This window comes from Rhizobium sp. F40D2 (genome assembly GCF_051810745.2).
In the GTDB taxonomy this organism is placed as follows: Bacteria; Pseudomonadota; Alphaproteobacteria; order Rhizobiales; family Rhizobiaceae; genus Rhizobium.
Window position 1 is genome coordinate 39,069 of record NZ_JBPWQX020000004.1, and the last position, 24,923, is coordinate 63,991.

The following is a 24,923-nucleotide window of genomic DNA, read 5'->3' on the forward strand; positions in this document are numbered from 1 at the left end:
GGAGTAGGACATGGCAGAAATTCGACTGGAGAACATCCGCAAGAGCTTCGGTGCCTTCGAGGTGATCAAGGGCGTAACGATGGAAATTCGCCGGGGCGAGTTCATGGTGTTTGTGGGGCCGTCGGGATGCGGTAAGTCCACGCTGCTCCGGCTTATCTCCGGCCTGGAGGACATTACCTCAGGAACCCTCTCCTTTGACAGCACGACGGTGAACCAGCACGCGCCATCGAAGCGAGGGATCGCCATGGTGTTCCAGTCCTATGCGCTCTATCCGCATATGACGGTCTTCGACAACATGGCGTTCGGTATGAAGCTTTCCGGGCGCACCAGAGACGAATGCCGCCAGCGTGTTGAAGAGGCGGCCGGTATGTTGCAGCTCTCACCCTATTTGGATCGCTTGCCGCGCCAGCTTTCCGGCGGACAGCGTCAGCGCGTCGCAATCGGCCGGGCGATCGTCCGCGATCCCAAAGTCTTTCTTTTCGACGAGCCGCTGTCCAACCTCGATGCGGCGCTTCGCGTCGCGACCAGGCTGGAAATCGCCAAGCTCCATCGCAGCATGCACGACACGACGATGATCTACGTGACGCATGATCAGGTCGAGGCGATGACGCTGGCCGATCGGATCTGCGTGTTGAGGGACGGCGTCGTCGAGCAGATCGGCACGCCGCTGGAGCTTTACGAAAGCCCCAATTCGCTCTTCGTTGCCGGCTTCATCGGTTCGCCGAAAATGAACTTCCTGTCGGGCGGGCTGGCGCAGCCCTATGACAGCCATACAATCGGCGTGCGCGCAGAGCATGTTCGCATCACGGCCGAGTCGCCAGTTTGGACCGGCACGGTCATTCATTCGGAAATCCTCGGCTCCGATAGCTTTGTCTATGTGGATATCGGGGCGGATGAGCCGCTCATCGTGCGGGAGACCGGTGTCTCTCCTCACGAGCCAGGCCAGACGCTTGGCCTTGCACCGCTTGCCGGCCATGTCCACCGTTTCGACCGCTCAGGCGGGGCGCTCGAGCGGGCATCCCTGCAGGCTGCCTGAATCTTCCCAAGGCTCGATCCGTTTAACTACCAGGAGTGAACAACTTGACCATTCGCACCATTGTCTGGGGTGAAAACATCCATGAGAACACCAATGAAATCGTCCGGGGCATCTATCCCAAGGGCATGCACACGGCGATCGCCAATGCGCTGAACACCGACCCCGGCATTTCGGCGACGACGGCGACGCTGCAGGAGCCGGAACACGGGCTGAGCGAAGCCCGCCTTGCCGAAACCGACGTATTGACCTGGTGGGGCCATAAGGATCATGGCGCGGTCTCCGACATCGTCGTCGAGCGGGTCGCCAAGCGCGTCTGGGAAGGCATGGGTCTGCTTGTTCTGCATTCCGGCCATTTCTCGAAAATCTTCAAGCGGTTGATGGGCACACCCTGCGCGCTGAAATGGCGCGAGGCTGGCGAGCGCGAGCGGCTGTGGACCATCAACCAGCGCCATCCGATCGCCGCCGGCATCGGCGAGCATTTCGAGCTGGAGAACGAAGAAATGTACGGCGAGCAGTTCTCGGTGCCGGAGCCGCTCGAAACGGTGTTCATCTCTTGGTTCCAGGGCGGGGAAGTGTTCCGCTCCGGCCTGACCTGGCGGCGCGGCGCCGGCAACATCTTCTATTTCCGGCCCGGCCACGAGACCTATCCGACCTATCACGACGCCACCATCCAGAAGGTGCTGATCAATGGCGTCAAATGGGCGTACAACCCGCAAGGGGCGTTGACTGGCATTATCGACGCCCCAAATGTGCCGGTAGAAAAGGCACTGGAGCCGATCGTCGAACGCGGCCCGAAACTGCACCAGGCCGGCGAAGCCGGTTACCGCTGAGGAGCTGAGACACCTTATTCGCGCGGACGCCAAGGCAGGGGATTGGCCCGGAAGAAACGGGCCGATCTCTTTCTTGGCAAGAGCGTCGGGCGCTTGCGAAATGATGACCGATGTTGCTGCCAGCAATTCGACAAACAAATGAGGATAAAGATGCGCTTGATCATTCTCGGAACCGGAGGATGGGCAAATACCCATGCCATGAATTTCTCGGAAATCGCCGGCGTCAAGATTGTTGCCGCCGTCGATACGGACGAGGTCCGGCTGCGGGCTTTCGCGCTCAGGCATGCTATCCCGCTGACATTCACATCGCTCGATGATGCCCTTGCCTGGGGGGAGTTTGACGCCGTGACCAATGTCACGCCGGATCGCGCCCACTATTCCACGACGATGAAATTACTTCGCGCCGGCAAGCATGTGCTCTGCGAGAAGCCGCTGGCGGTCAACTACCGCGAGGCCAAGGAGATGGCCGACGCCGCGGCGGCGTCCGGCAAGGTCACGATGGTAAACCTGACATATCGCAACGTGGCGCCGCTGCAAGCAGCGCGCAAGATGGTGCTTGACGGGCGTCTCGGCGCGATCCGGCACTTCGAAGCCTCCTATCTCCAGAGCTGGTTGGTCTCAAAGGCCTGGGGAGACTGGACGAAGGAATCGCAATGGCTTTGGCGGCTGTCGACGAAACACGGCTCCAATGGTGTGCTGGGTGATGTCGGTATTCATATTCTCGACTTCGCGGTTTTTGCCGCCGGAAGCGACGTCAAGGCGGCGGCATCGCATCTTAAAGTGTTCGACAAAAGCCCAGGGAACCGGATCGGGGAATACGACCTCGATGCAAATGACAGTTTCCTGATGATGGCTGAACTCGAAAATGGCGCGGCCGGCGTCATCCATGCAACGCGATGGGCGACTGGCCATCTGAACGAATTGCGCCTGCGCCTGCATGGAGACAAGGGCGCGCTGGAGGTGGTGCATACGCCCGAAGGTTCGACCCTCCGGGCGTGTGAAGGCGCCGACGCCGACAAGGCGATCTGGCGCCAGATCGAAGTCGAACCGGTCATCACCAATTTCCAGCGATTTGCCAACGCCGTGCGAAAAGGACAGCCGGACGAACCAGGTTTCGGCCACGCTGCCAAGCTGCAATTTGTTCTTGATCACGCGGTGAAGACGGCGGGCGCTTTGACTGAGCTTTAGAGTCTGTTGGTCGATCGGCGTCGGGTCTCGTGGAGGCCCCTCGCCAAGGGAACAGCACTGGGGCGGCCGGCCCCGTCAAATTCGGCGGTTCAGCTCGTCTTCGCTGACGCCGAAATGGTCGAGGATGATGCCGACGTTGCGGCGATGAGACTTGAAATAGACGTCGAAGAGATCGCCGATCAGCGGAACTGTGCCGCAGGCGGCGTCGACACCGAGATTGGCGGCCATGCGGGCGAGTTTGTGGCCGGGAAGGCCAAGCCGCCTTGCCTCATCGATGATGAAAAGACCGATGAGGGATCCGGCAATGTCGCCGACGGCCGGGATGAGGCCGAGGACCGAGTCCGCGCCGATCCGTACACCTATGACCGGCAATCGAACGGCCGTATCCATCAGACGGGCTATGCCGACAGCGCGCCGAATTCGCCCGAGTTCGGCAGAGGTGAGGTATGTCGTCTTGCCCGTGTCCATGGCCGTGAAACGCCGCAAAACCGATAAGGTTCGCCTGCCGCGCGACAAGCGATCGCGCTTATCTCTAAAGCATGTCGCGCAAAAGTGCGCAGCGGTTTTGCGGCAAACGACATGCGCAAAAACAAAGAGCTAAAGCGCGGGGAGCGAATCTGAAAGATTGCGACGCGCTTTAGTCCGGAACCACGACCAGTTTGCCGACAAAATTCTTCGCCATGAAATCGGTCTGGGCGCGGTGGAATTCCGACAGCGGATAGACGCCGCCGACGAGAGGCCGGATCTTCCGGCTTTCGATATAGCCGACGAGCCGGCGGAAATCGGCGCGGCTTCCCTGGCTGGAGCCATGCAGCTCCAGCTGCTTCAGATACATGGTCCTGAGATCGAGTTGGACGACCGGGCCGGCGATGGCGCCGGCGGTGGTATAGCGGCCTTCGGGGCGCAGGATCTTCAGGAGGTCATTGAACAGCGGCCCGCCGACGAGATCGGCGACGACGTCGATCGGCTGTCCAAGGCTTGCGGAATGGACGGCTTCGACCAGATCGCCCTTGCCGCGGGTCACCACAGCTTCGGCCCCGATCTCAAGCATTGCCGCCTCCTTGCCGGGACCGGCGACGGCGATCGGGATGGCGCCGCGGGCGCGCGCCAGCTGGATGATCGCCGAGCCGACGCCGCCCGAGGCGCCGGTGACGAGGACGCGTTCGCCGGCGGCAAGCCTTGCCCGTTCCAGCATACGTTCGCCGGTCAGATAGGCGCAGCAGAACGTGGCGAGTTCGACGTCGGTCAGATCGGTCGCGACGACATGGGCGTTCTCGGCCGGCAGCGCCATATATTCGGCATAACCGCCATCGCGGCCATGGCCCATATAGTCAATGTCGGCAAGGCTGTCGTCGTCGCGGTTGTAGATCGAGAAATCGACCATGACACGTTCGCCGATGCGTGCCGGATCGACGCCGGCGCCGACGCCGACGATATGGCCGACCGTATCGGTGCCCTGAATGCGCGGGAAGCTCAGCGTATTGCCCTGCCGGCGCCAGGTCGAGACGGCCGATGGATCGTCCTCTGTACCGTAGGCGCCCTGGCGCACCCAGACATCGGTGTTGTTCATGCCGCAGGCGGTGACCCGGATCAGAACCTCGCCGTCGGCAGGCGTCGGGACGGGCGCGTGCCTGTCATAAACGAGCTTGTCCAACCCGCCATGGCCGGTCAGCAATACGGCCGCCATCTTTTCCGGGATCGTCATGCTGATCTCCTCCTCAGACAGACTTGAAGACGGTTTCGATGGCGTCGGCCGCGGCCTTGACGACGATATCGGCCTCCTCGCGTGTCAGGCAGAGCGGCGGAGCGAAGCCGAGGATATCGCCCTGCGGCATGGCGCGGCCGATGACGCCGCGTTCGAGAAGGGCGGCGGCGATTTGCGGGCCGAGCTTGCGGCCGGCATCGAAAAATTTTCGGTCGTCCTTGTCCTCGACGAATTCGACCGCCGCCATCAGTCCGTCGCCGCGGACCTCGCCGACATTACGATGGCCGCCGACCGCCTTTGCCAGTTCCGAGCGGAAATAGGCGCCGGTCGCGCCGGCATTCTCGACCAGGCCGAGGTCGTCGATCAGTTCGAGATTGGCAATGCCGGCGGCGGCACAGATCGGATGGGCGGAATAGGTCCAGCCGTGGCCGATCGCCCCCAGCTCGTCGGAACCCTGCACCAGCACCTGCCACATCTTGCTAGAAACGATCGTGCCGGAAAGCGGAGCATAGGCCGAGGTCAGGCCCTTGGCGATGGTGATCAGGTCCGGCTTCATGCCGTAATGATCCGAGCCGAACATCGTGCCGAGACGGCCGAAACCGGTGACGACTTCGTCGGCGACGAGCAGGATGTCGTATTTGTCGAGCACGGCCTGGATCTTCTGCCAATAACCCTTCGGCGGCGGCACGATGCCGCCGGTGCCGAGGATCGGTTCGCCGATGAAGGCGGCGATTGTGTCCGGGCCTTCGGCGAGGATCATCGCCTCGAGTTTGTCAGCGCAATATTGCGAGAACTGCTCCTCGTCCATCGAGCGGTCGGGCCGGCGGAAATAATAGGGCGCTTCGGTATGAAGGATCGGCGCGCGCGGCAGGTCGAACGCATTGTGGAAGAGTGCCAGGCCGGTGAGGCTGCCGGTCATGACGCCTGAGCCGTGATAACCGCGCCAGCGCGAAATGATCTTCTTCTTGTCGGGCCGGCCGAGGATATTGTTGTAATACCAGATGAGCTTGATGTTGGTCTCGTTGGCGTCCGAGCCCGACAGGCCGAAATAGACGCGGCTCATGCCCTCAGGCGCACGATCGATGATCATCTTCGAAAGCGTGATCGAGGCCTCGGTGCCGTGGCCGACATAGGCGTGGTAATAGGCAAGGTTCTTCGCCTGTTCGGCGATCGCGTCGGCGATCTTCTGGCGGCCATAGCCGACATTGACGCAATAGAGCCCGGCAAAGGCGTCGAGGCTTGTCCGCCCTGTCGTGTCGGTGATGTAGACGCCTTCGCCGCCGGCGACGACGCGGGTCGGCGTTTCGCCGCGGGCGTGCATGCCCATATGGGTGGAGGGATGGAAGAAGTGATCGCGGTCCCAGGCGGTGAGTTCGTTGCTTTTGTCGAGCATGTCCTGTCCTCTTTTTGAAATGGCGCTCAGGAGGCGGTGTCGATGCAGAGATATTTGAGCTCGGTGAAGGCCTCGAGCCCATGGCGTGAGCCCTCGCGGCCGAGGCCGGACTGCTTCCAGCCGCCGAAGGGAACAGGGCCGCCGGTGATCTTCACGCGATTGACCGCCACCATGCCATATTCCAGGGCGCGGCCGAGACGCATCTGGCGCGCGCCGTTTTCGGTGACGATATAGGCGACAAGGCCGTATTCGGTATCATTGGCGCGGGCGACGACCTCTTCTTCCGTGTCGAAGGTGGTCAGTGCCGCCACGGGCCCGAAGGTCTCCTCGCGCATGATCAGCGCATTTGCCGGCACATCGGTCAAAAGCGTCGGTTCGTAGAAGAGCCGGCCGGCCTTATGGCGCTTGCCACCGGTGACGAGGCGCGCGCCCTGCGCCAGCGCGTCGGCGACCTGCTCCTCGACCTTGACGACGGCGCGCTCATGCATCAGCGGTCCGATCTCGGCGCCGCCCTCGAGCCCGGCGCCGACCTTCAGCTCCCCGATGCGGGCGGCAAAAGCCTTGGCGAAGGCATCGGCGATGCCGCGCTGGACGAGGATGCGGTTGGCGGCAAGGCAATCCTGGCCCGATGTGGCGAACTTGGCGTCGATAGCGATCTCGACCGCCTTGTCGATATCGGCATCATCGAAGACGATCAGCGGCGCGTGGCCGCCGAGTTCCATCACCAGCCGCTTCAGGGTCGGCGCGCATTGGCTGACAATAAGCTTGCCGATGCTTGTCGAACCGGTAAAGCTCAATGCACGTACTCGGCTGTCTTCACAGACGGCGCCCACAATCGGCGCGGCTTGGCCGGTCACGACATTGAAGACACCTGGGGGAATGCCGGCCCGCTCGCCGAGTTCGGCAAGAGCAAGTGCGGAAAGCGGCGTCTCGGAGGACGGGTGAGCGACGACCGTGCAGCCGGCGGCAAGGGCGGCGGCAGCCTTGCGCGTGACCATGGCCGAGGGAAAATTCCAGGGCGTGACGATGCCGACAACGCCGAGCGCCTCGCGCCGGACGATCATCTCCGCGCCCGGCAGATGGCTCGTGACGCTTTCGGCATTCAGCCGCTTGCCTTCCTCGGCATACCATTCGAGGAAAGAGGCGGCATAGTCGATTTCGCCGCGCGATTCCGAAAGCGGCTTACCTTGTTCGAGCGTCATGAGCAGCGCCAGATCCTCCTTGGCCGCGAGCATCAACTCGTGCCACTTCCGCAGGATCGCCGCCCGGTTCTGCGGCAGCATGGCGCGCCAGGCGGCAAAAGCCTCTGACGCTGCATCGATCGCCGCCTCTGTCTCGTCCGTGCCAAGGCTTGCAACCCAAGCCAGCGTCGCGGAGGAGGCCGGATCGGTAACTTCGAAACTTTCACCGGTTTTGCCGGCGATCCAGCGGCCGCCGACATAGGCGAGATCGCGCAGGAGATGGCGGTCGGAAAGCCGCGACAGCGCATCATGATAGGCGGGGCGGGCAAAAACGGCGGTCATGTCCAGTCTCCTCATGGCGGTGATACAAGTCTTCCACAGGAGGGGACGAGAGATAGTCCTTTGGCGATGGCGAAAAGAGAGAAACGGTCTAAAGCACAGCCGCCGGATAGAGAGATTGTCTACAACGCGCTCTGGTCCTCGCTGGATCCGGTAAAGGAAGAGACCGGGAGCACCGTTTCCTCCTTCACCGTCTTGGTGACGATGTAGGTGAAGTAGCGGTCGATGCCTAGTTCGCGATTGAGGAGCCCGTCGACCAGCCGCTGATAGGCGTCGATATCGGGCGCGATGATTTTCAGGATATAATCAACGCCGCCGCCGACCGACCAGCAGGCGACGATCTCCGGGATTGCGGCGACGGCGCGCTCGAAGCGCTCGAAATCCGACTGGCGATGGTTGGCGAGGGTCACCTCCATCATCACGCTGGCGACCGGCGCGATGCGCCGTGGAGCGATGCGGGCGTGGTAGCCGGTGATCACGCCCGCCTTTTCGAGCTTGCGCAGCCGCATCCAGCACGGGGTCGGCGACAGGCCGGCCTTTTCGGCCAGCGCCAGCTTGGTGATGCGGCCGTCGCGCTGGACGGCGTCGAGAATGCGCAGATCGATGGCGTCGAGCTTCATCCTACCTCCCGCCAAGATCAGCGCCTGCGCTCGTCAAATGCCCGAGAAGGTCTCCGCCTTTTCCGCTTCCATCTCTGCGATATCCTGGAAGCGGTCGGCGATGCGCGCATGTGCGCGACCGCTATCCGAAGCGCCAATCGCCACGATGATCTCGTCGGGACCAGGCGCGTCGGCAATCTGGAAATTGGCAGTCAGGAAATGAGATCGCTTGCCGTTTTCGCTCTTGTGCATCATCGGCAAGGAGAGGAGAGCCCCCGGTGCATTGCGCGTGTTGGCAAATTCGAGATAGTTCATGCCGCCGATCGCTTCGCGGAAAGGATTGCCGAAACGCAGTGTGTGGATCATTGCCGAGGCATGCTCGATTTCGCCATCGATTCCGACCGCCGCCGCTTTCCCACAAGCCTCTATCTGCTCGGGGCCTATCTGGCGCAACAGCCGACTGGTCATTTCGTGGCTGAGCTTGCCGGCAATGCGGATGATCTCTGGCCTGAGATCTTCGACAAAGCCGCGGCCGGCCCAGGGATTTTGGATCACGGCCGCGACCACGACGATATTGACGGGGCGCGACGCGGCCCTGCCGCCTTCGACGAGGGTCTCTTCCAGGAAGGTGGTGAATTTTCTGATGCCGAGGGTCATGTGAAAAACCGCTAAAAATGAAAACTTGCGCTAGGCTACAGCGGCGCCGGAAAATTTCTTCCTCCGTCCGGAGGAAGAGGCCGCGGAAAGATCCTGCGAAAGCAAGCAGGCTCCAGTAATGCATCACGTGACGAACGCGACATGCAATCGGCAAAAGCGACCATAGCCGAATTGGAAGGCGTTCCTACGTGTCGCCGGAAGACAGATCAAATTGCTTCCTATGAAACCAAGTAGATTTGTGCTCTGAGCGCGCGCATACTCGCTGATGTGTCAACGAGGCGAAGCGGTTGGATCAGAGGTCCCGTGTACTGTCGCTGCGAGACGTCGCCAGCCAAATTAACAGCGGCGGCGATCTCCAGGCCATTCTCCAGCAACTGATTGCCGCCGCCTGCCGCCATGCCGATTGGGCGTTGGGATCGATCATGAGCATCGATGCCGCGCATGGTTATGCCTATGTCATCGTCCGCTATGATCCGACACTGATAGAACGGCAGCTGCCGGACAAATGGGAGTTGGCGACAAGCCCGTCGTTAATTGCTCTGCAGCGAAACGAGCCCGTCTATATCCCCGATGCCCGCGAGTCCGCCGAGTTCCCCGGCTATCGGGCGGAAGCGTTCGAGCGTGACTACCGCACCGTCTTGGTTTTGCCCATGAACTGCAAGGATGCGGAAGGCCGCCCGATGGTCCTCAGCGTCATCGCCCGACAAATCACCGAAGTATCGGAGGACGATCTTGCCTTCCTCGGCACCATCATTCATCTGGGTGCAATTGCCGTGGAGCGCGAACACCGGCTTGAAGCAGAGAAGCGGTCAGCGCAGCGGCTCGAGAAAGCCCTGAAAGCGCATACGTCACTGCTTGAGCATGTTTTAAGCGACGGGTCCGTCGCTCCGCTTTCGGCGATGGTTGGAATGATGTTGCCGAACCCGACGGTGGTCATCGACTTCACCGCCAATCAAGTGATCGCCGGGCGCCCGCCGAACGCACTATACGATGAGACCTCCTGGCCGGAAGCTGCTTCGACCACTCTCGCCCGGCCGCTGATGAAGGCGGCGCGCGATGCAATCGAACACGGCACGACGGATGCGGCCAACCTGTTTCTCGACGACGGCACGCAGCGGTTCAGGATATCAGCCCGCATCGAGGCGTTGATGGTCGACAACCAGCTGGTCGGAGCGCTGATCATCTTCCCCACCTCCCGGGAATTCAGCGATCTCGATTTACTCATGCTCGACAGTGCCAAATTTGCGTTGAGCGTCCAGATGATGCGCAGCTTCATCCGGTTCCGCTTTGAAACCCGTACTCAGACCGAGCTGTTCTTCGAAATCGTCGCCGGGCCTTCGGAACCTTCGTGACGGGCGTGACCGTCATCACCACGCGCGACGAGGATGGGACCCCGCGCGGCATGACCGCGAATTCATTCACGTCCGTATCGCTCGATCCGCCGCTGCTGCTCGTCTGTGTCGCGAAGTCGGCTTCCAGCTACCAAGCCTTTACCAGTTCGGGGTGCTTCGCGGTCAATATTCTTCACGAAGGGCAGGTTGATGTGTCCGGCACTTTCGCCTCGAAGTCTCCCGACAAGTTCCAGTCCGTCACCCACGATCACATCCATACCGGCGCGCCAGTTCTGACCGACAGTCTGACATGGTTCGACTGCACCACCTACAGTGCCGTCGATGCTGGCGACCATACGGTTCTCATCGGGCAGGTCCGGGCCTTCGGCACCAGCCCGACCGCACCGCTCGGCTTCTGTCGTGGCCGCTATGCCAGCGTCAAGGATCCGCTGCCGGCCGGATGGCTTGCCTCGCACGGGATGATCATCGGCTACTTGATCGAGGCCGGCGACGGTTTGTTGCTGCGCTCGAATGGCAAGGGTGGCTGGGTGCTTCCCTCGGCGCGCCGCCGCAAGGCCGATAGTCAGCTGGTGGTCGAGAGCGGCGATGCGCTGAGCCTCGTGCCGGAAGAGACCTTCCTCTACTCGGTCTTCGACGTCGCCGACAGCGATCCCGGTTATCTCGTCTATCGTGCCCGGCTGGCGGGCGAGGGTGCGGGCGTCAACCTGCCTGCCGACCTCCGCTTCTTCGGCATCGACGATCTGCCCTACGAGGCGATCGCCACCCATGAACTACGCTCTATGCTGCGGCGCTATGTACGCGAGCGGCAGGCGGGCCGCTTCGGCATCTACATGGATTCAGACGACGGCGGCCGCATCGCGATGATCGATGGTGAAGCCCGGGCCTGGATCCAAGCCTCCCAAGACCAAGGACAGTGACATGAAGTCGACAGTCAGCTCCATCGAAGGTTCGCGACAGGGCCTGTTCATCACCGGTGAATTCGTGGCGCCGAAGGCCGGCAACTACATTGCCAGCTACGACCCGACGACTGGCGAGCGATGGTACGATCTGGCGGAAGCCGACGCCGATGACGTTTCTGCGGCCGTTGCCGCTGCGAACGCCGCCTTCCGCAATCCCGCCTGGCGGCGGATGACGCAGACCGACCGCGGCGCGCTGGTCCGCAAGCTCGCAGAACTCGTCCGCGCCAATGCCGATAGGCTGGCCGAGATCGAAACGCGCGACAACGGTAAGCTTCTCAAGGAAACCCGGGCGCAGATGCGCTCGATGCCGGACAGCTATCACTATTTCGCTGGCATGGCCGACAAGCTGCAGGGCGATACGATCCCGATCAACCGGATGGATACGCTGAACATCAACCTGCGCGAACCACTCGGCGTCGTCGGCATGATCACGCCCTGGAATTCGCCGCTGATGCTTCTGACCGGCACGCTGGCGCCGTGCCTGGCGATCGGCAACACCGTCGTCATCAAGCCGTCGGAACATGCGACCGCCTCGACGCTGGCGCTGGCCGAACTCATCCATGAAGCCGGCTTCCCGGCAGGTGTCGTCAATGTCGTCACCGGCACCGGCAAGAGCGCCGGCGAGGCGCTGACCCGCCATCCGGGCGTTGCCAAATATGTCTTCACCGGCAGCACCGCGACCGGCCGCCGCATCGCCGGCAATGCCGCGCAGAACCTCGTGCCTTGCTCGATGGAACTCGGCGGAAAGTCGCCGCATGTGGTCTTCGGCGATGTCGAGATCGAGCATGCCGTCAACGGCGTCGTCTCCGGCGTCTTCGCCGCTGCCGGGCAGACCTGCGTTGCCGGTTCGCGCTGCTTCGTCGAAGCCAGCATCTACGACAAGTTCATCGATGCGCTGATCGCCCGCACCGCCCGCATTCGCGTCGGCCTGCCGACGCTCGATGATACCGATATCGGTCCGCTGGCGCTCGCCGACCAGCTTTCCAAGGTCGAGGGTTACGTCGCCTCGGGCGTCAAGGAAGGCGCCAAGGTGGCGGCCGGTGGCCGCCGTCCGCAGAAGGAAGGGCTTTCGAGTGGCGGCTGGTACTACGAGCCGACTGTCATGGTCGATGCGCAGAACGACATGGGCTTCATGCGCGACGAGATTTTTGGCCCCGTGGTCGGCGTCATGCCGTTCCGCGACGAGGCTGAGATGATCGCGCTCGCTAACGACAGCCATTACGGCCTCGCCTCCGGCATCTGGACCAAGGACATCGATCGGGCGCTTCGCTTCGCCAACCAGATCGAAGCCGGCACCGTCTGGGTCAATACCTACCGCTCGGCCTCCTTCATGTCCGCCAATGGCGGCTTCAAGGAAAGCGGCTACGGCCGGCGCGGCGGCTTCGACGTGATGCATGAATTCTCGCGGCTGAAGAACGTCATCATCGATTATTCCGGGGCGATGCAGGACCCCTTCGTCATCCGTCTGAAGTGACGGCACGCACAAAACTGAACCCGCAAGGGAGGCAAGCAGATGAAATTCGCAGTATCGCTGACCATGGAACGCTTCTCGCCCGACGTTCCGATGGCGACGGCCAAGAACAATCTCCTGCAATTGGCACGGATGGCCGACGAGGGCGGTTTCGAGGCGCTCTGGACTGCCGAGCACCACACGATCGAATGCACGATCTCTCCTAATCCGTTCCAGACGCTCGTCTGGCTGGCGCAGCACACGCAGCAGATCCGCCTGGGCACCTCGACGCTGGTCGCGCCCTACTGGACCCCGATCCGGCTCGCCGGCGAATCCGCGCTCTGCGATCATCTGACCAACGGCCGCCTGGAATTCGGCATTGCCCGCGGCTCCTACCAGTATGAGTTCGACCGGATGGCCGGCGGCATGCCGCAGCAGGAAGGCGTCGCCTACATGAAGGAGATCGTCCCGGCTGTGAAGAAGCTCTGGGCCGGTGACTATGCTCATGACGGGCACTATTGGAAATTCCCGACCGCCACTTCGGTGCCGAAGCCGCTGCAGCAGCCGCATCCGCCGATCTGGGTCGCGGCACGCGATCCCGGCTCCTTCGACTGGGCGATCGCCAATGGCGCCAGCATTCTCTCCACGCCCTCTCGCAGCCGGCAGCCGAGATCCAGGTTCTGGCCGACAAGTTCAACAAGGCGGTTGCCGATCATCCCGAGGTGCCGCGCCCGCGCTTCATGATGCAGCGCCGCACCTGCGTCTACGACAAGGCCGACGGCTGGGAACTGGCGGTTAAGCACAGCATGGATTACGGCCGCGCCTTCGAAAACCTGATGCAGAATATCGGCAATGTCCGCGAAGGCTTCCCGGAAGCGGTGCCCTATCAAGCGGTCAAGGGCAAGGACAACTACAATCCGGACAATATCCGCAAGAACCTGATGTTCGGCACGCCCGACGAGGCGATCGAGAAGCTGCTGGTCTATGAAGAAGCCGGTGTCGATCAGTACTGCCTTGGCCTGACCTTCAACCTGCCCTTCGAGCTGCAGAAGCGGACGATCGAGCTGTTCGTCAAGGAAATCATGCCCTTCTTCGCCGCGCGCGAAAAGGACAAGCAGCGCAAGGCGGCGGCGGGCTGACATGGCAGAGGCACAGCGCCATACCGTCGGAGACGTGACGCTCAACTACCGCATCGACGGCAGCGGCGACCCGCTGGTCTGTATCCACGGCGTCGGCTCCTATCTCGAAGCCTGGTCGGGTGTAGTCGAGCGCCTGAAAGACAGCTTTACGATCCTGACCTTCGATCTGCGAGGCCACGGCCATTCGAGCCGGGTCAAGGGCCGCTACGAGATCGACGATTTCGTCGACGAGGCGCTGGCGCTGGCCGACAAGGCTGGATTCCAAACCTTCAATCTCGCCGGCTTTTCGCTCGGCGGGCTGATCGCCCAGCGCCTGGCGCTGACCCACCTGGACCGGCTGCGCAAGCTGGTGCTGCTCTCCACAGTGGCCGGCCGCACGCCGGAGGAGCGGACGCGGGTTCTGGAGCGCCTGGCGGCGCTGCGGGCGGGTACGCCCGCCGATCACCACAATGCCTCGCTATCGCGCTGGCTGACCGAAGAATTCCAGGCCGCGAACCCGGAGGTTATCGCAAGGCTTCGCCAGCGCGATGCCGAGAATGATCCGGAATGCTATGCGGCGGCCTACCGGGTGCTCGCCGAGACCGACTTCGGCGGCTTCCTCGACCAGATCCGCTGCCCGACGCTGATTGCGACTGGCGAGGACGATGCCGGATCCAATCCGCGCATGGCCCGCTACATGCACGAGCGTATCACGGGCTCGACGCTCAGCATCCTGCCCGGATTGCGCCATTCCATCCTGGTCGAGGCGCCGGAAACGGTCGCGAATTTGATGCGCGGTTTCCTGACCCGCGAGGAGACGAACCATGGATGAGACACTCAGAAGGAGCGGCGAGGCCGTCAGGCGCAAGGTTCTTGGCGACGACTATGTCGACCGGGCGATGAACAATGCCGACAGTTTTTCTGCTCCGTTTCAGGACGTTCTCAACGAATATTGCTGGGGTGCGGCCTGGACTGACGAAGGGCTCGATCTCAGGCAGCGCAGCCTTCTCAATCTCGGCATGCTGGCGGCGCTTAACCGCATGCATGAATTCGGCATCCACTTTCGCGGCGCCATTCGCAATGGGCTGACTGACGACGAATTGCGGGCCGCACTCGTGCAGATCGCAGTCTATTGCGGCATTCCCGCCGGCGTAGAAGCCTTCCGGGTTGCCTGCTCCATTCGCGACGAGATGCGCCAGAAAGGAGAGTTCTGACTTCCCCGGTTTGAAGGAACGAGCGGCCGGCCGCTGCTTCCGTTCGCCGGAAGACGCAAAGGTGTCTTCGACTGGAAGATTGCTTGACGGTACGGGAATGAGCCCGGACCAAAACCAAGAATGACAATAAAGGGAACCATCGCATGAACAGACTGACCAAGATGACTGCAGCCGCCGCGTCGCTCGCCCTTGTACTGGCTGCCGTTCCGGCCAATGCCGGTGCCGTGCTCGACCGCGTGCTGGCGGCCGAGAACCTGAAGGTCGCGACCGACGCCAACTGGGCGCCGCAATCCTTCATGAACGACAAGAACGAACTTGACGGTTTCGACATCGACGTTGCCAAGGATATCGGCGGGCGTCTCGGTGTGAAGGTCGAATTCGTAACGCCTGGCTGGGACATCATCACAGCCGGCAATTGGGCAGGCCGCTGGGACATGCATGTCGGTTCGATGACGCCGACCAAAAAGCGTGCCGAGATCTTCGACTTCCCGGCCGTTTATTACTACACGCCGGCTGCCGTTGCCGCGCACAAGGACAGCAAGGCGACCAAGCTCTCCGATCTTGACGGCAAGGTCGTCGGCACCACGGCCACCTCCACCTTCGAAGCCTATGCGAAAGGCGACCTGACGCTTGATGCCGCCGGTGCGCCTGCTTTTAAGTACGAGTTCAAGCCGGAGGAAGTGAAGTCCTACGCCAACTCGACCACCGCCTTCGATGATCTGCGCCTCGGCGACGGTGCCCGTCTCGATGCAGTCGTCTCGTCGCTACCGAGCATTCTTGATGCCGTTAAGGCCGGCTACCCGATCAAGCAGATCGGCGACCCCGTTTTCTACGAGCCGCTCGCCGTTGCAATCGAACATGGCGACAAGGAGTTCAACGACAAGATCGCCGAAGCCGTGAAGGGTATGCAGTCCGACGGCACGCTGAGCAAGCTTTCGGTGAAATGGTACGGCGTGGACTATACGGTCGTAAAATAACCGCCACCAGAACCAGACGGTCCGGACATCCGGACCGTCGATTTGCCGCAAGGGGCAAGAAATGCTTTATTCCGATACAGTCGAATCCGAAGTACTCGTCCACAAGCCGTGGTTCATCGCGACGCTGTTTGCTGTAGCGCTGGCGTTCTTCCTGATGTTCAACATGACCGGCACGGCTATGGGCGAATTGATGCGTCCGGTCATCGGCGATCCCACGGCCAGCGGCTTTTACGGCCGCTTCGCCATTGCTTTCGTCATCGCCGTGCTTTTTGTGCTAAATGTCGTCCTGATCGGCTTTGCGTCCCTGCGGGTGCAGATCGCCATTGTCTGGATCGAACTGCTCGGCCTCTTTCTGGCCTTCTTCGCAACCTTTCATCTGAGCCTGCCGTTCATCGCCGAAAAACTGCCGTTCATGGTCACCCAGGGCCTAGTGACGACGATCTACGTCTCTGCAGTCTCGATCGTAATCGCCTCGGCAATTGCTATATTGGGTGCTGTCGCCAAGCTTTCGACCAACGGCTTCGCCTATGCGATTGCCAGTTTCTACACCTCGTTCTTCCGCGGTCTTCCGCTGCTGATGCAGGTCTATTTGATCTATCTCGGCTTGCCGCAGTTGGGCTTCGTCATCGATGCAGTGCCCGCCGGCATTCTTGCGCTCTCGCTTTGCTATGGCGCCTATATGACCGAGATCTTCCGTTCGGGCATTCAGAGCATCGATCGCGGCCAGTGGGAGGCCTCACGTTCGATTGGTTTCGGCTTCGGCATCACCATGCGCAAGATCATCCTGCCGCAGGCATTGCCCGTCATCATTCCTCCGACCGGCAACCAGTTCATCTCGATGCTGAAGGACAGCTCGCTGGTCTCTGTCATTGGCGTCTGGGAACTGATGTTCCTGGCCCGCACGCTTGGCCAAAAGACCTTCCAGCACATGGAAATGCTGATCTCCGCCGCGATGCTCTACTGGATCATGTCGATCTGCCTCGAACTCATCCAAGCGCGCATCGAACGTCATTATGCCAGGAGCAAAGTCCGATGAACGGCGACAAGATCATTGAAGCGAAGCACGTTTCGAAGTGGTACGGCGCCTTTCAGGTGCTGAAGGATATCAATCTCACTGTCAGCAAGGGCGAGCGAATCGTCGTCTGTGGTCCTTCGGGATCCGGCAAGTCAACGCTGATCCGTTGCTTCAATCGGCTCGAAGCCCATCAAGAGGGAGAGATCACCGTCAACGGCATCACCCTGCACAACAAGATGCGCAATGTCGGCGAAGTCCGGAAGAATGTCGGCATGGTGTTCCAGCACTTCAATCTCTTCCCACATATGACTGTGCTGATGAACTGTATGGTCGGGCCGATGTGGATCAAGGGTGTGCCGGCGGCCGAGGCGAAGAAGACGGCGCTGAAATTCCTCGAGCGTGTGCGCATCCCCGAACAGGCCAACAAATATCCGATCCAGCTATCGGGCGGCCAGCAGCAGCGCGTCGCAATTGCCAGATCGCTCTGCATGCAGCCGGCTGTCATGCTGTTCGACGAGCCAACTTCGGCGCTTGATCCGGAAATGGTGTCGGAGGTACTCGAAACCATGACCGGTCTTGCCAAGGACGGCATGACGATGGTTTGCGTCACCCACGAAATGGGCTTTGCCCGGGCCGTCGCGGACCGTGTGATCTTCATGAACACAGGCCAGATCGTCGAGCAGGGCGTGCCCGAAGAATTCTTCGACAATCCGCAGCATGAGCGGACAAAGCTGTTCCTCAGTCAAATCCTTAAGCACTAGCAACATGCGGCGGAAGCGCGGATGGTCCGAAGACGTGCCGCGTTCCTCGCTGTAGATTACACCTCAGGCAGCGTCGGCCGATTAGATAGGATCTCTCGTCGCGATGTGGCTTGGCGACGGGCACGCCTGCAGTTTCCATCCGGACCGGCAGAGAGATTGTCTATGACGCGCTCTGGTCCTCGTCGGATGCCGCAAAGGAAGAGACCGGAAGCACTGTTTCCTCCTTCACCGTCTTGGTGACGATATAGGTGAAGTAGCGGTCGATGCCGAGTTCGCGGTCGAGAAGACCGTCGACCAGCCGCTGATAGGCGTCGATATCGGCGGTGATGATTTTCAGGATGTAATCGACACCGCCGCCGACCGACCAGCAGGCGACGATCTCCGGGATTGCGGCAACGGCGCGCTCGAAGCGCTCGAAATCCGCCTGGCGATGGTTGGCGAGCGTCACTTCCATCATCACGCTGGCGACCGGCGCGATGCGCCGCGGGGCGATGCGGGCGTGGTAGCCGGTAATGATGCCCGCCTTTTCGAGCTTGCGCAGCCGCATCCAGCACGGCGTCGGCGACAGGCCCGCCTTTTCAGCCAGTGCGAGCTTGGTGATGCGGCCGTCGCGCTGGACGGCGTCAAGAATGCGCAGGTCGATGGCGTCGAGCTTCATGGTACTTTCTTTAGAAAGAAATCATTTCAAACGCAGCGAAAAGACAATGGAAGCGCATTTTTGCATTGTCAATTGAACTGATTTTCAGCAGTGTTAAATCATGACAAAGTGGCGCCCCGATCCCTCGCAACTCCGCCGGCCGGCTTACCTCTCGCTTGCCGAGCAGATCGCCAATGCGATCACCGACGGCAAGCTCTCCGACGGCACGCAATTGCCGCCGCACCGTAAGCTGGCCGACGATCTGCATCTTTCGGTGCAGACGGTCAGCCGCGCCTATGACGAACTCAGCCGCCGGGGGCTGATATCAGGCGAAATCGGCCGCGGCAGCTTCGTCCAGACCAGGCCGCGCGAGCCGGAGCCGCCTTATCTGCCGGAACGGCTGGGCGAGGTGATCGATTTGTCGATCCTGAAGCCGGTCTGCGAGCAGATCCACCTGGAAAAACTGCGCCAGGCCTTCGGCTGGCTTTCAGAAAACCTGCCTTCCAGTTCCGCCCTGTCGTTCCGTCCGAACATGGTGTTCCCGCGCCACCGCACGGTCGCCACCGAATGGCTGGCGCGCTGCGGGCTGGACGTGTCGCCGCTGAATATCAGCGTAACGAATGGCGCCACCTCGGGCATGACGGTGGCGCTGATGAGCGTCGCGCCGCCCGGCTCGACCATCGCGACCGAAGCGGTCAGCCACCACACGCTGGTGCCGCTCTGCGGCTACCTCGGCCTGCACCTCGAAGGGCTGGGGATCGACGAGGAGGGCATGATCCCTGAGGCGCTCGATGAAGCCTGCCGCACGGGGCCGATCCGGGCAATCTTTCTGCAGCCCTCGGTCATCAATCCGATGGCGGCGCTGATGAGCGCCGAGCGCCGCCAGGCGCTGGCCGCCGTTGCCGCCAAGCATGACATCGCGATCATCGAAAACGATATTCTCGGTCCGATGGTCGAGAACCGGGCGCCGCCGATGGCCGCCTTTGCGCCGGAGCGGACGCTCTACATCACGAGCTTCACGAAGATCACCGTTCCCGGCCTCAGGATCGGCTATCTCGTCGCACCCGACCGCTATGTCGCCGCCGTCGCCAACCGGCATCTCGTTTCCAGTTGGATGGCGACGCCTGCCATGGCCGAGATCGCCACCCGCTGGGTCAGCGACGGCACGGCGATGGAACTGGTCAACTGGCAGCGCCGCGCCCTTGCGAGCCGCCACGCGATCGCAGCAGAGATGCTGGCCGGCCTCAGCTACCGGGCGCATCCGCAAAGCCTGCACGTCTGGCTGCCGCTCGCTGGCAACCATGCCGAGGATGGTTTCGTGTCACAGGCGAGGCTGCGCGGCGTGGCGATCGCGCCAGGCAAATCGTTCCGCACCGCCGACCAGGGCTCGACGCCGGCCGTGCGCATCTCGCTCGGCTCGACGACGGAAAGCGAGCTGCGGACCGGGCTTGGGATCGTCGCTTCATTGGCGCAGGGAAATCCGGAAGAGCTGCTGCTGGCGATTTGATGGCACTGGCCCTCATTTGAGCATTCGCAGAATAATTGTCATGATATTATTTTACGAATTGACATGATTTCAATGGGCCGTCATCGTTAGGGCATTGCTTGTCTCAACAGGGAGAGACATGAATGCCTCAGCCCATCATCCGCATCGACAACATCGTCAAGAGATACGGCCCGCTGACCGTGCTCGACGGCCTGTCGATGAATGTCATGCCGGGTGAGAAGCTGGCGCTGATCGGGCCGTCCGGCTCCGGCAAGACGACGATCCTGCGCATTCTGATGACGCTGGAGACGATCAGCGGCGGCCATATCGAGGTTGACGGCGAACAGCTCTACCATATGGCAGGCAGCGGCGGGCTGGTGCCGGCCGATGAACGGCACCTTCATCGCATGCGCGAAAAGATCGGCATGGTCTTCCAGCACTTCAATCTTTTTCCGCACAAATGCGTGCTCGACAATGTGACGCTGGCGCCGATGCTGACCAAGGGCATCAAACGTCCGCAGGCCGAAAAGCGGGCAATGGAGTTGCTCGATATGGTCGGCCTGGCCGACAAGGCGAAAAGCGTCCCGGCGCAGCTTTCCGGCGGACAGAAGCAACGCGTCGCCATTGCCCGGGCGCTGGCGCTGTCGCCGAAGATTATGCTGTTTGACGAAGTCACCTCGGCACTCGACCCGGAGCTGGTCGAAGAGGTGCTGAACGTCATGCGGCGGCTGGCCTCCGAGACCGATATGACCATGCTTCTCGTGACCCATGAGATGGGTTTTGCCCATGACTTCGCCGACCGCGTGCTGTTCTTCGATCGCGGCAAGATCGTCGAGGAAGGCAAGCCGGGCGATATCTTCCGAAATCCGACGCAGGAGCGGACGCAGACCTTCCTGCGCAAGATCATTGCGGCTGGGCACCGCGTCTGACCTCAGACATTGCCCGCAAAGAATAAAACTCAAAGGAAAGCCAGAGGAGTTGGGAACGATGAAAGCAGGATATGTTTTGAGCGCCGTCAGTCTGTCGGTGCTTCTGGCCGCGGCCGCCGGCCCGGCTTTCGCCGCCGATGACAAGCTCGAGCAGCTGAAGGAGCAGGGTTTTGCCCGCATCGCCATCGCCAACGAGCCGCCGTTCACGGCCGTCGGCGCCGACGGCAAGGTGTCCGGCGCCGCGCCCGATGTGGCGCGCGTGATCTTCGAAAAGCTGGGCGTCAAGGAAGTGGTTGCCTCGATTTCGGAATATGGCGCGATGATCCCCGGCCTGCAGGCCGGCCGCCACGACGCGATCACCGCCGGCCTGTTCATGAAGCCCGAGCGCTGCAATGCGGTTGCCTATTCGGAACCGATCCTCTGCGACGCCGAAGCCTTCGCCCTCAAGAAGGGCAACCCGCTGAAGCTGACCAGCTACAAGGATATCGCCGACAATCCCGATGCCAAGATCGGCGCACCGGGCGGCGGCACCGAGGAGAAGCTGGCGCTCGAGGCCGGCGTGCCGCGCGACCGCGTCATCGTCGTTCCGGATGGCCAGAGCGGCATCAAAATGCTGCAGGACGGGCGCATCGACGTCTACTCGCTGCCGGTCCTGTCGATCCACGACCTGATGGCCAAGGCGAATGATCCCAATCTCGAAACCGTCGCTCCGGTCGTCAATGCACCGGTCTATTGCGATGGCGCCGCCTTCCGCAAGCAGGATGTCGCGCTGCGCGACGCCTTCGACGTCGAGCTGAAGAAGCTGAAGGAATCGGGCGAATTCGCCAAGATCATCGAGCCCTACGGCTTCTCGGCCAAGGCGGCGATGTCGACGAGCCGCGACAAGCTCTGCGCCGCAGCCAAGTAACCTGATGAGAGCAGCCGGCCATGCGTCCTGCCATGGCCGGCTTGCCCTTCGAACGATCTCCAGCGAAGTGAGTTGCCGATGTCGGTATGGTCCGGCTATCTGACACTGATCCTTGAGGGCGCCCTGGTCACGCTCCAGCTGACGGTCATGGGCTCTGCGCTGGCGCTGGTCATGGCCTTCCTCGCGGGGCTCGGCCGCCTGTCACGCTTCTTTGCCGTCAGGGCTCTGGCGACCGGCTATATCGAGTTCTTCCGCGGCACCTCGATTTTCGTCCAGCTCTTCTGGGTCTATTTCGTGCTGCCATTTGCCGGCTTGACCCTGACGCCGCTGCAGGCGGGTGTCCTGGCGCTTGGCCTGAATGTCGGCGCCTATGCGGCGGAAGTGGTGCGCGGCGCCGTCAAGGCCGTCGGACGCGAACAATCGGAAGCCTGTGTTGCGCTCAACCTGTCGCGCTACCAGCGCATGCGACACGTCATCCTGCCGCAGGCGCTGCCGCTGATGCTGCCGACCTTCTGCAACAATGCGATCGAGCTCCTGAAGGGCACGGCCGTCGTGTCGTTGATCTCGCTGACGGATATGACCTTCCAGGCGCAGGTGGTGCGGGCGCAGACCGGCAGTACGCTGGTGCCCTTCGCAACGATCCTCATTCTCTATTTCCTCATGGCCTTGGCGATTTCGGCGGCGATGCGCTGGCTGGAGCGCCGCATGGCCCGCAGCCTCGACGGCATAAGGACCTGATCGGATGGAATGGGATTGGGACTTCGTCTGGCAGATCATGCCGACCCTCCTCGAAGGGTTCAAGATCACCATTCTCGCGACCATCCTCGGCGCTGCCGTCGCCATGGTCGCGGGCCTCGGCCTTGCCATCGCGCGGCGGTCACCGGTCACTGCTATCTCCAGAACGGTCGGCTTCGTCTCGGAATTCATCCGCGGCACGCCGCTCCTGGTGCAGCTTTACTTCATCTTCTACGTGTTGCCTGATATCGGCATCCGGCTGTCGCCGCTTACCGCCGGCGTCATCGGCATGGGCATTCACTATGCGACCTACACGGCGGAAGTCTATCGCGCCGGCATCGAGAATGTGCCGCGCGGCCAATGGGAAGCGGCCAAGGCCACCAATCTGACGACGCGCCAGGCCTGGATCCACGTGGTCCTGCCGCAGGCAATCCCGCCGATGATCCCGGCGCTCGCCAATTATTTCATCGCCATGTTCAAGGAGACGCCGCTGCTGTCGGCGATCACCGTGCTCGAATTGATGAACCAGGCAAAGAGCATTGCCAACAGCAATTACCGCTACATTGAGCCGATGACGCTGGTCGGGGTCTTCTTCCTCGTCATCAGCCTGATCTCGGTCGTGGGCTTGCGCTGGCTCGAAGAACGTTACGCCAGGATGGATGATTGATATGATCGCAGCAATCGAGATCATTCCCGCCGGACGCCGGCCGCGACTGGACGACCGGCCGCTCGAAAAGCGCATCGGCCTGATCATCCTGGCGACCGACCATACGACCGAGGTCGACTTCCGGCGCATGGTCGCCAGCGACCGCATCGGCGTTTATGTCAGCCGCATCCGCTACGCCAATCCGGTCACACCGGAAAACCTCCTGAAAATGCAGCCGTCGCTGACGGAAGGCGCAGGGCTGATCCTGCCGGATGAGACGCTGGATGCGGTGATGTATTCCTGCACCTCCGCCTCTGTGGTGATCGGCGACCGCAACATCGAAGCGGCGATCCATGCCTCCAAACCCGGCGTTCCGGTGGTGACGCCGACGGCGGCGGCCGTGAAAGGCCTGCAGGCGCTTGGCGCAAAACGCATCTCGGTGCTGACGCCTTATACGATCGAGACCAGCCGGCCGATGGCGGATTATTTCGCCTATCTCGGCTTTGCGATCGACCGTTTCACCTGTCTCGGCCTGAATGACGATCGTGAGATGGCGCGAATTGCGCCGGATGAAATAGCAGCCTTCGCGCGTGAGGCGCTGGATCCGCAATCCGATGCGCTGTTCATCTCCTGTACCGCCGTGCGCGCAGCCGAGGTCGCCGCCCGCATCGAAGCCGAGACCGGCAAGCCCGTGGTCACCAGCAATCTCGCAACCGCCTGGGCGTGTCTGAGGCTTTGCGGCGATGACCGGGCGCGGCCCGAACTCGGACAATTGATGACCAAGCCCTACGGGAAAGGCTGAAATCATGGTCCGCACCTTGCCCGTTTCGCTGGAGGATATTCGCGCGGCGGCGCGGCGGATCGCCGGCCGGTTTATCGAAACGCCGATGGTGCATTCGGCATCGCTTGCCGACATTGCCGGTGTGCCTGTCCATCTCAAGCTCGAACATCATCAGACGACTGGCAGCTTCAAGCTGCGCGGCGCGATCAATGCTGTGCTGTCCTTGTCGCCGGCCGAACGTTCGCGCGGCGTCGTCGCCGCCTCAACCGGAAATCACGGCCGGGCGCTTGCCTATGCGGCGAAGGCCGAAGGTGCGGTTGCAACCATCTGCATGTCGCGGCTGGTGCCGGAGAACAAGATCTCGGAAATCCGCCGTCTCGGCGCCGATGTCCGCATCGTCGGGCGATCACAGGACGAGGCGCAGCAGGAGGTCGACCGGCTGGTCCGCGAAGAGGGGCTGGTCATGGTTCCGCCCTTCGACCATCAGGCTGTCGTGGCCGGGCAGGGGACTCTTGGGCTTGAGATCATCGATGCTTTGCCGGACGCGGCCACGGTGCTGGTGCCTCTCTCCGGCGGCGGCCTCGCGGCGGGCGTTGCCGCCGCGATCAAGGGCGTCAATCCGAAGACGCAGGTGATCGGCCTGACGATGGAATGGGGTGCGGCGATGAAGGCAAGCCTCGATGCCGGCCGGCCGGTGCAGGTCGAGGAAAGGCCGAGCCTTGCCGATCTGCTCGGCGGCGGCATCGGCCTCGACAATCGCGTGACCTTCGCCATGTGCCGCGCGCTTCTCGACGACGTCATCCTGCTGACGGAGGCGGAAATCGCCGCCGGCATGCGCCACGCCTATTCCTGCGAGCGGGAGATCGTCGAAGGCGCGGGTGCGGTCGGCATTGCCGCCCTGCTTGCGGGAAAGATCCGCTCCGGCGGTCCCGTCGTTGCGATCCTGTCCGGGCGGAATGTCGACATGGAACAGCACCGACGGGTGATCAACGGCGAGGCGGCGATGTTCGGGGAGGATGGGTCATGAG

Annotated in this window: 24 protein-coding genes and 2 pseudogenes; 19 read left to right on the forward strand and 7 right to left on the reverse strand. The window is 62.1% G+C overall.

Going from position 1 to position 24,923, the window contains the following annotated elements:
- The first annotated feature begins 10 nt into the window (after positions 1-10).
- From ACS4RS_RS28705 to ACS4RS_RS28715, 3 genes are all read left to right on the forward strand, one after another.
- On the forward strand, positions 11-1,036 hold the full coding sequence (locus ACS4RS_RS28705) for a sn-glycerol-3-phosphate ABC transporter ATP-binding protein UgpC (protein WP_439012387.1): 1,026 nt from the start codon (positions 11-13) through the stop codon (positions 1,034-1,036).
- 44 nt (positions 1,037-1,080) lie between these two features.
- Positions 1,081-1,866: a ThuA domain-containing protein gene (locus ACS4RS_RS28710; protein WP_439012388.1), complete on the forward strand. Its 786-nt coding sequence runs from the start codon at positions 1,081-1,083 to the stop codon at positions 1,864-1,866.
- A 150-nt stretch (positions 1,867-2,016) separates the two neighbouring features.
- Positions 2,017-3,054, forward strand: coding sequence for a Gfo/Idh/MocA family protein (locus ACS4RS_RS28715; protein WP_449314122.1), 1,038 nt, complete (start codon positions 2,017-2,019; stop codon positions 3,052-3,054).
- A gap of 75 nt (positions 3,055-3,129) precedes the next feature.
- Here the strand turns inward: ACS4RS_RS28715 and ACS4RS_RS28720 are convergent, their stop codons facing one another.
- The 6 genes from ACS4RS_RS28720 to ACS4RS_RS28745 all read right to left on the reverse strand — a co-directional run bounded on the left by ACS4RS_RS28720 (position 3,130) and on the right by ACS4RS_RS28745 (position 8,928).
- Positions 3,130-3,522 (reverse strand): DUF4112 domain-containing protein, encoded by a 393-nt coding sequence (locus ACS4RS_RS28720; RefSeq protein ID WP_054185259.1) that lies wholly within the window; start codon positions 3,520-3,522, stop codon positions 3,130-3,132.
- A 169-nt stretch (positions 3,523-3,691) separates the two neighbouring features.
- On the reverse strand, positions 3,692-4,759 hold the full coding sequence (locus ACS4RS_RS28725; protein WP_439012389.1) for an alcohol dehydrogenase family protein: 1,068 nt from the start codon (positions 4,757-4,759) through the stop codon (positions 3,692-3,694).
- A 13-nt stretch (positions 4,760-4,772) separates the two neighbouring features.
- Positions 4,773-6,152 carry an aspartate aminotransferase family protein gene (locus ACS4RS_RS28730; protein WP_439012390.1) on the reverse strand — a complete coding sequence of 460 codons (1,380 nt, stop codon included), beginning with the start codon at positions 6,150-6,152 and terminating at the stop codon, positions 4,773-4,775.
- A gap of 26 nt (positions 6,153-6,178) precedes the next feature.
- Positions 6,179-7,675, reverse strand: a complete 1,497-nt coding sequence (locus ACS4RS_RS28735; protein ID WP_439012391.1) for an NAD-dependent succinate-semialdehyde dehydrogenase — start codon at positions 7,673-7,675, stop codon at positions 6,179-6,181.
- A gap of 119 nt (positions 7,676-7,794) precedes the next feature.
- Complete coding sequence (locus ACS4RS_RS28740; protein ID WP_439012392.1) at positions 7,795-8,292, reverse strand: Lrp/AsnC ligand binding domain-containing protein; 498 nt, start codon at positions 8,290-8,292, stop codon at positions 7,795-7,797.
- 33 nt (positions 8,293-8,325) lie between these two features.
- Positions 8,326-8,928: an amino acid synthesis family protein gene (locus tag ACS4RS_RS28745; protein WP_439012393.1), complete on the reverse strand. Its 603-nt coding sequence runs from the start codon at positions 8,926-8,928 to the stop codon at positions 8,326-8,328.
- Between the two features lie 287 nt (positions 8,929-9,215).
- On the opposite strand from ACS4RS_RS28745, the pseudogene ACS4RS_RS28750 reads away from it, so the two are divergent.
- The 9 genes and pseudogenes from ACS4RS_RS28750 to ACS4RS_RS28790 all read left to right on the forward strand — a co-directional run.
- A pseudogene (locus ACS4RS_RS28750) lies at positions 9,216-10,256 on the forward strand (GAF domain-containing protein); the annotation flags it as partial.
- Positions 10,257-10,276: 20 nt separating this feature from the next.
- Positions 10,277-11,197, forward strand: coding sequence for a flavin reductase (locus ACS4RS_RS28755; RefSeq protein WP_439012394.1), 921 nt, complete (start codon positions 10,277-10,279; stop codon positions 11,195-11,197).
- 1 nt (position 11,198) lies between these two features.
- Entirely contained in the window at positions 11,199-12,713 is a 1,515-nt protein-coding gene (locus tag ACS4RS_RS28760; RefSeq protein ID WP_439012395.1) for an aldehyde dehydrogenase, read from the forward strand.
- 39 nt (positions 12,714-12,752) lie between these two features.
- Positions 12,753-13,828 (forward strand): annotated as a pseudogene (locus ACS4RS_RS28765) (LLM class flavin-dependent oxidoreductase).
- A 1-nt stretch (position 13,829) separates the two neighbouring features.
- A complete protein-coding gene (locus ACS4RS_RS28770; protein WP_439012397.1) occupies positions 13,830-14,639 on the forward strand; it encodes an alpha/beta fold hydrolase in 810 nt (269 codons plus the stop codon).
- Complete coding sequence (locus ACS4RS_RS28775; RefSeq protein WP_439012398.1) at positions 14,632-15,021, forward strand: carboxymuconolactone decarboxylase family protein; 390 nt, start codon at positions 14,632-14,634, stop codon at positions 15,019-15,021. Before ACS4RS_RS28770 ends, ACS4RS_RS28775 begins: the two co-directional genes overlap by 8 nt.
- 143 nt (positions 15,022-15,164) lie before the next feature.
- Positions 15,165-15,998: a transporter substrate-binding domain-containing protein gene (locus ACS4RS_RS28780; protein WP_439012399.1), complete on the forward strand. Its 834-nt coding sequence runs from the start codon at positions 15,165-15,167 to the stop codon at positions 15,996-15,998.
- 61 nt (positions 15,999-16,059) lie between these two features.
- Complete coding sequence (locus ACS4RS_RS28785; RefSeq protein WP_449314123.1) at positions 16,060-17,034, forward strand: amino acid ABC transporter permease; 975 nt, start codon at positions 16,060-16,062, stop codon at positions 17,032-17,034.
- Complete coding sequence (locus tag ACS4RS_RS28790; protein ID WP_003591471.1) at positions 17,031-17,774, forward strand: amino acid ABC transporter ATP-binding protein; 744 nt, start codon at positions 17,031-17,033, stop codon at positions 17,772-17,774. The genes ACS4RS_RS28785 and ACS4RS_RS28790 overlap by 4 nt, the downstream gene beginning before the upstream one ends.
- A gap of 160 nt (positions 17,775-17,934) precedes the next feature.
- Here ACS4RS_RS28790 and ACS4RS_RS28795 read toward each other — a convergent pair whose 3' ends face one another.
- Positions 17,935-18,432: an Lrp/AsnC ligand binding domain-containing protein gene (locus ACS4RS_RS28795; RefSeq protein ID WP_439012400.1), complete on the reverse strand. Its 498-nt coding sequence runs from the start codon at positions 18,430-18,432 to the stop codon at positions 17,935-17,937.
- A gap of 100 nt (positions 18,433-18,532) precedes the next feature.
- On the opposite strand from ACS4RS_RS28795, the gene ehuR reads away from it, so the two are divergent.
- The 7 genes from ehuR (at position 18,533) to eutB (ending at position 24,922) form a co-directional block, all read left to right on the forward strand.
- Positions 18,533-19,918 (forward strand): MocR-like ectoine utilization transcription factor EhuR, encoded by a 1,386-nt coding sequence (gene ehuR, locus ACS4RS_RS28800; protein WP_439012401.1) that lies wholly within the window; start codon positions 18,533-18,535, stop codon positions 19,916-19,918.
- 122 nt (positions 19,919-20,040) lie between these two features.
- Positions 20,041-20,826, forward strand: coding sequence for an ectoine/hydroxyectoine ABC transporter ATP-binding protein EhuA (ehuA, locus tag ACS4RS_RS28805; protein WP_439012402.1), 786 nt, complete (start codon positions 20,041-20,043; stop codon positions 20,824-20,826).
- A 58-nt stretch (positions 20,827-20,884) separates the two neighbouring features.
- Positions 20,885-21,733 (forward strand): ectoine/hydroxyectoine ABC transporter substrate-binding protein EhuB, encoded by an 849-nt coding sequence (gene ehuB / locus ACS4RS_RS28810; RefSeq protein WP_439012403.1) that lies wholly within the window; start codon positions 20,885-20,887, stop codon positions 21,731-21,733.
- Between the two features lie 78 nt (positions 21,734-21,811).
- Complete coding sequence (gene ehuC, locus ACS4RS_RS28815; protein ID WP_439012404.1) at positions 21,812-22,471, forward strand: ectoine/hydroxyectoine ABC transporter permease subunit EhuC; 660 nt, start codon at positions 21,812-21,814, stop codon at positions 22,469-22,471.
- A gap of 4 nt (positions 22,472-22,475) precedes the next feature.
- Positions 22,476-23,135: an ectoine/hydroxyectoine ABC transporter permease subunit EhuD gene (ehuD, locus tag ACS4RS_RS28820; RefSeq protein WP_003591483.1), complete on the forward strand. Its 660-nt coding sequence runs from the start codon at positions 22,476-22,478 to the stop codon at positions 23,133-23,135.
- A 1-nt stretch (position 23,136) separates the two neighbouring features.
- The gene (gene eutA / locus ACS4RS_RS28825) at positions 23,137-23,916 is read left to right on the forward strand and encodes an ectoine utilization protein EutA (protein WP_439012405.1); all 780 of its coding nucleotides are present in this window, start codon (positions 23,137-23,139) and stop codon (positions 23,914-23,916) included.
- 4 nt (positions 23,917-23,920) lie between these two features.
- Complete coding sequence (eutB, locus tag ACS4RS_RS28830; protein ID WP_449314124.1) at positions 23,921-24,922, forward strand: hydroxyectoine utilization dehydratase EutB; 1,002 nt, start codon at positions 23,921-23,923, stop codon at positions 24,920-24,922.
- The last annotated feature ends 1 nt before the right edge of the window (position 24,923 follow it).

What these genes read in the sequence shown, in the direction of transcription:
- ACS4RS_RS28740 (WP_439012392.1), bottom strand. Translation starts at nt 8,292, where the DNA reads ATGAAGCTCGACGCCATCGATCTGCGCATTCTCGACGCCGTCCAGCGC.
- ACS4RS_RS28705 (WP_439012387.1), top strand. Translation starts at nt 11, where the DNA reads ATGGCAGAAATTCGACTGGAGAACATCCGCAAGAGCTTCGGTGCCTTC.
- ehuR (WP_439012401.1), top strand. Translation starts at nt 18,533, where the DNA reads ATGACAAAGTGGCGCCCCGATCCCTCGCAACTCCGCCGGCCGGCTTAC.
- ACS4RS_RS28760 (WP_439012395.1), top strand. Translation starts at nt 11,199, where the DNA reads ATGAAGTCGACAGTCAGCTCCATCGAAGGTTCGCGACAGGGCCTGTTC.
- ACS4RS_RS28790 (WP_003591471.1), top strand. Translation starts at nt 17,031, where the DNA reads ATGAACGGCGACAAGATCATTGAAGCGAAGCACGTTTCGAAGTGGTAC.
- ACS4RS_RS28715 (WP_449314122.1), top strand. Translation starts at nt 2,017, where the DNA reads ATGCGCTTGATCATTCTCGGAACCGGAGGATGGGCAAATACCCATGCC.
- eutA (WP_439012405.1), top strand. Translation starts at nt 23,137, where the DNA reads ATGATCGCAGCAATCGAGATCATTCCCGCCGGACGCCGGCCGCGACTG.
- ACS4RS_RS28795 (WP_439012400.1), bottom strand. Translation starts at nt 18,432, where the DNA reads ATGAAGCTCGACGCCATCGACCTGCGCATTCTTGACGCCGTCCAGCGC.
- ehuD (WP_003591483.1), top strand. Translation starts at nt 22,476, where the DNA reads ATGGAATGGGATTGGGACTTCGTCTGGCAGATCATGCCGACCCTCCTC.
- ACS4RS_RS28785 (WP_449314123.1), top strand. Translation starts at nt 16,060, where the DNA reads ATGCTTTATTCCGATACAGTCGAATCCGAAGTACTCGTCCACAAGCCG.
- ACS4RS_RS28745 (WP_439012393.1), bottom strand. Translation starts at nt 8,928, where the DNA reads ATGACCCTCGGCATCAGAAAATTCACCACCTTCCTGGAAGAGACCCTC.
- ehuB (WP_439012403.1), top strand. Translation starts at nt 20,885, where the DNA reads ATGAAAGCAGGATATGTTTTGAGCGCCGTCAGTCTGTCGGTGCTTCTG.
- ACS4RS_RS28780 (WP_439012399.1), top strand. Translation starts at nt 15,165, where the DNA reads ATGAACAGACTGACCAAGATGACTGCAGCCGCCGCGTCGCTCGCCCTT.
- ehuA (WP_439012402.1), top strand. Translation starts at nt 20,041, where the DNA reads ATGCCTCAGCCCATCATCCGCATCGACAACATCGTCAAGAGATACGGC.
- ACS4RS_RS28730 (WP_439012390.1), bottom strand. Translation starts at nt 6,152, where the DNA reads ATGCTCGACAAAAGCAACGAACTCACCGCCTGGGACCGCGATCACTTC.
- ACS4RS_RS28770 (WP_439012397.1), top strand. Translation starts at nt 13,830, where the DNA reads ATGGCAGAGGCACAGCGCCATACCGTCGGAGACGTGACGCTCAACTAC.
- ACS4RS_RS28775 (WP_439012398.1), top strand. Translation starts at nt 14,632, where the DNA reads ATGGATGAGACACTCAGAAGGAGCGGCGAGGCCGTCAGGCGCAAGGTT.
- ACS4RS_RS28725 (WP_439012389.1), bottom strand. Translation starts at nt 4,759, where the DNA reads ATGACGATCCCGGAAAAGATGGCGGCCGTATTGCTGACCGGCCATGGC.
- ehuC (WP_439012404.1), top strand. Translation starts at nt 21,812, where the DNA reads ATGTCGGTATGGTCCGGCTATCTGACACTGATCCTTGAGGGCGCCCTG.
- ACS4RS_RS28720 (WP_054185259.1), bottom strand. Translation starts at nt 3,522, where the DNA reads ATGGACACGGGCAAGACGACATACCTCACCTCTGCCGAACTCGGGCGA.
- ACS4RS_RS28735 (WP_439012391.1), bottom strand. Translation starts at nt 7,675, where the DNA reads ATGACCGCCGTTTTTGCCCGCCCCGCCTATCATGATGCGCTGTCGCGG.
- eutB (WP_449314124.1), top strand. Translation starts at nt 23,921, where the DNA reads ATGGTCCGCACCTTGCCCGTTTCGCTGGAGGATATTCGCGCGGCGGCG.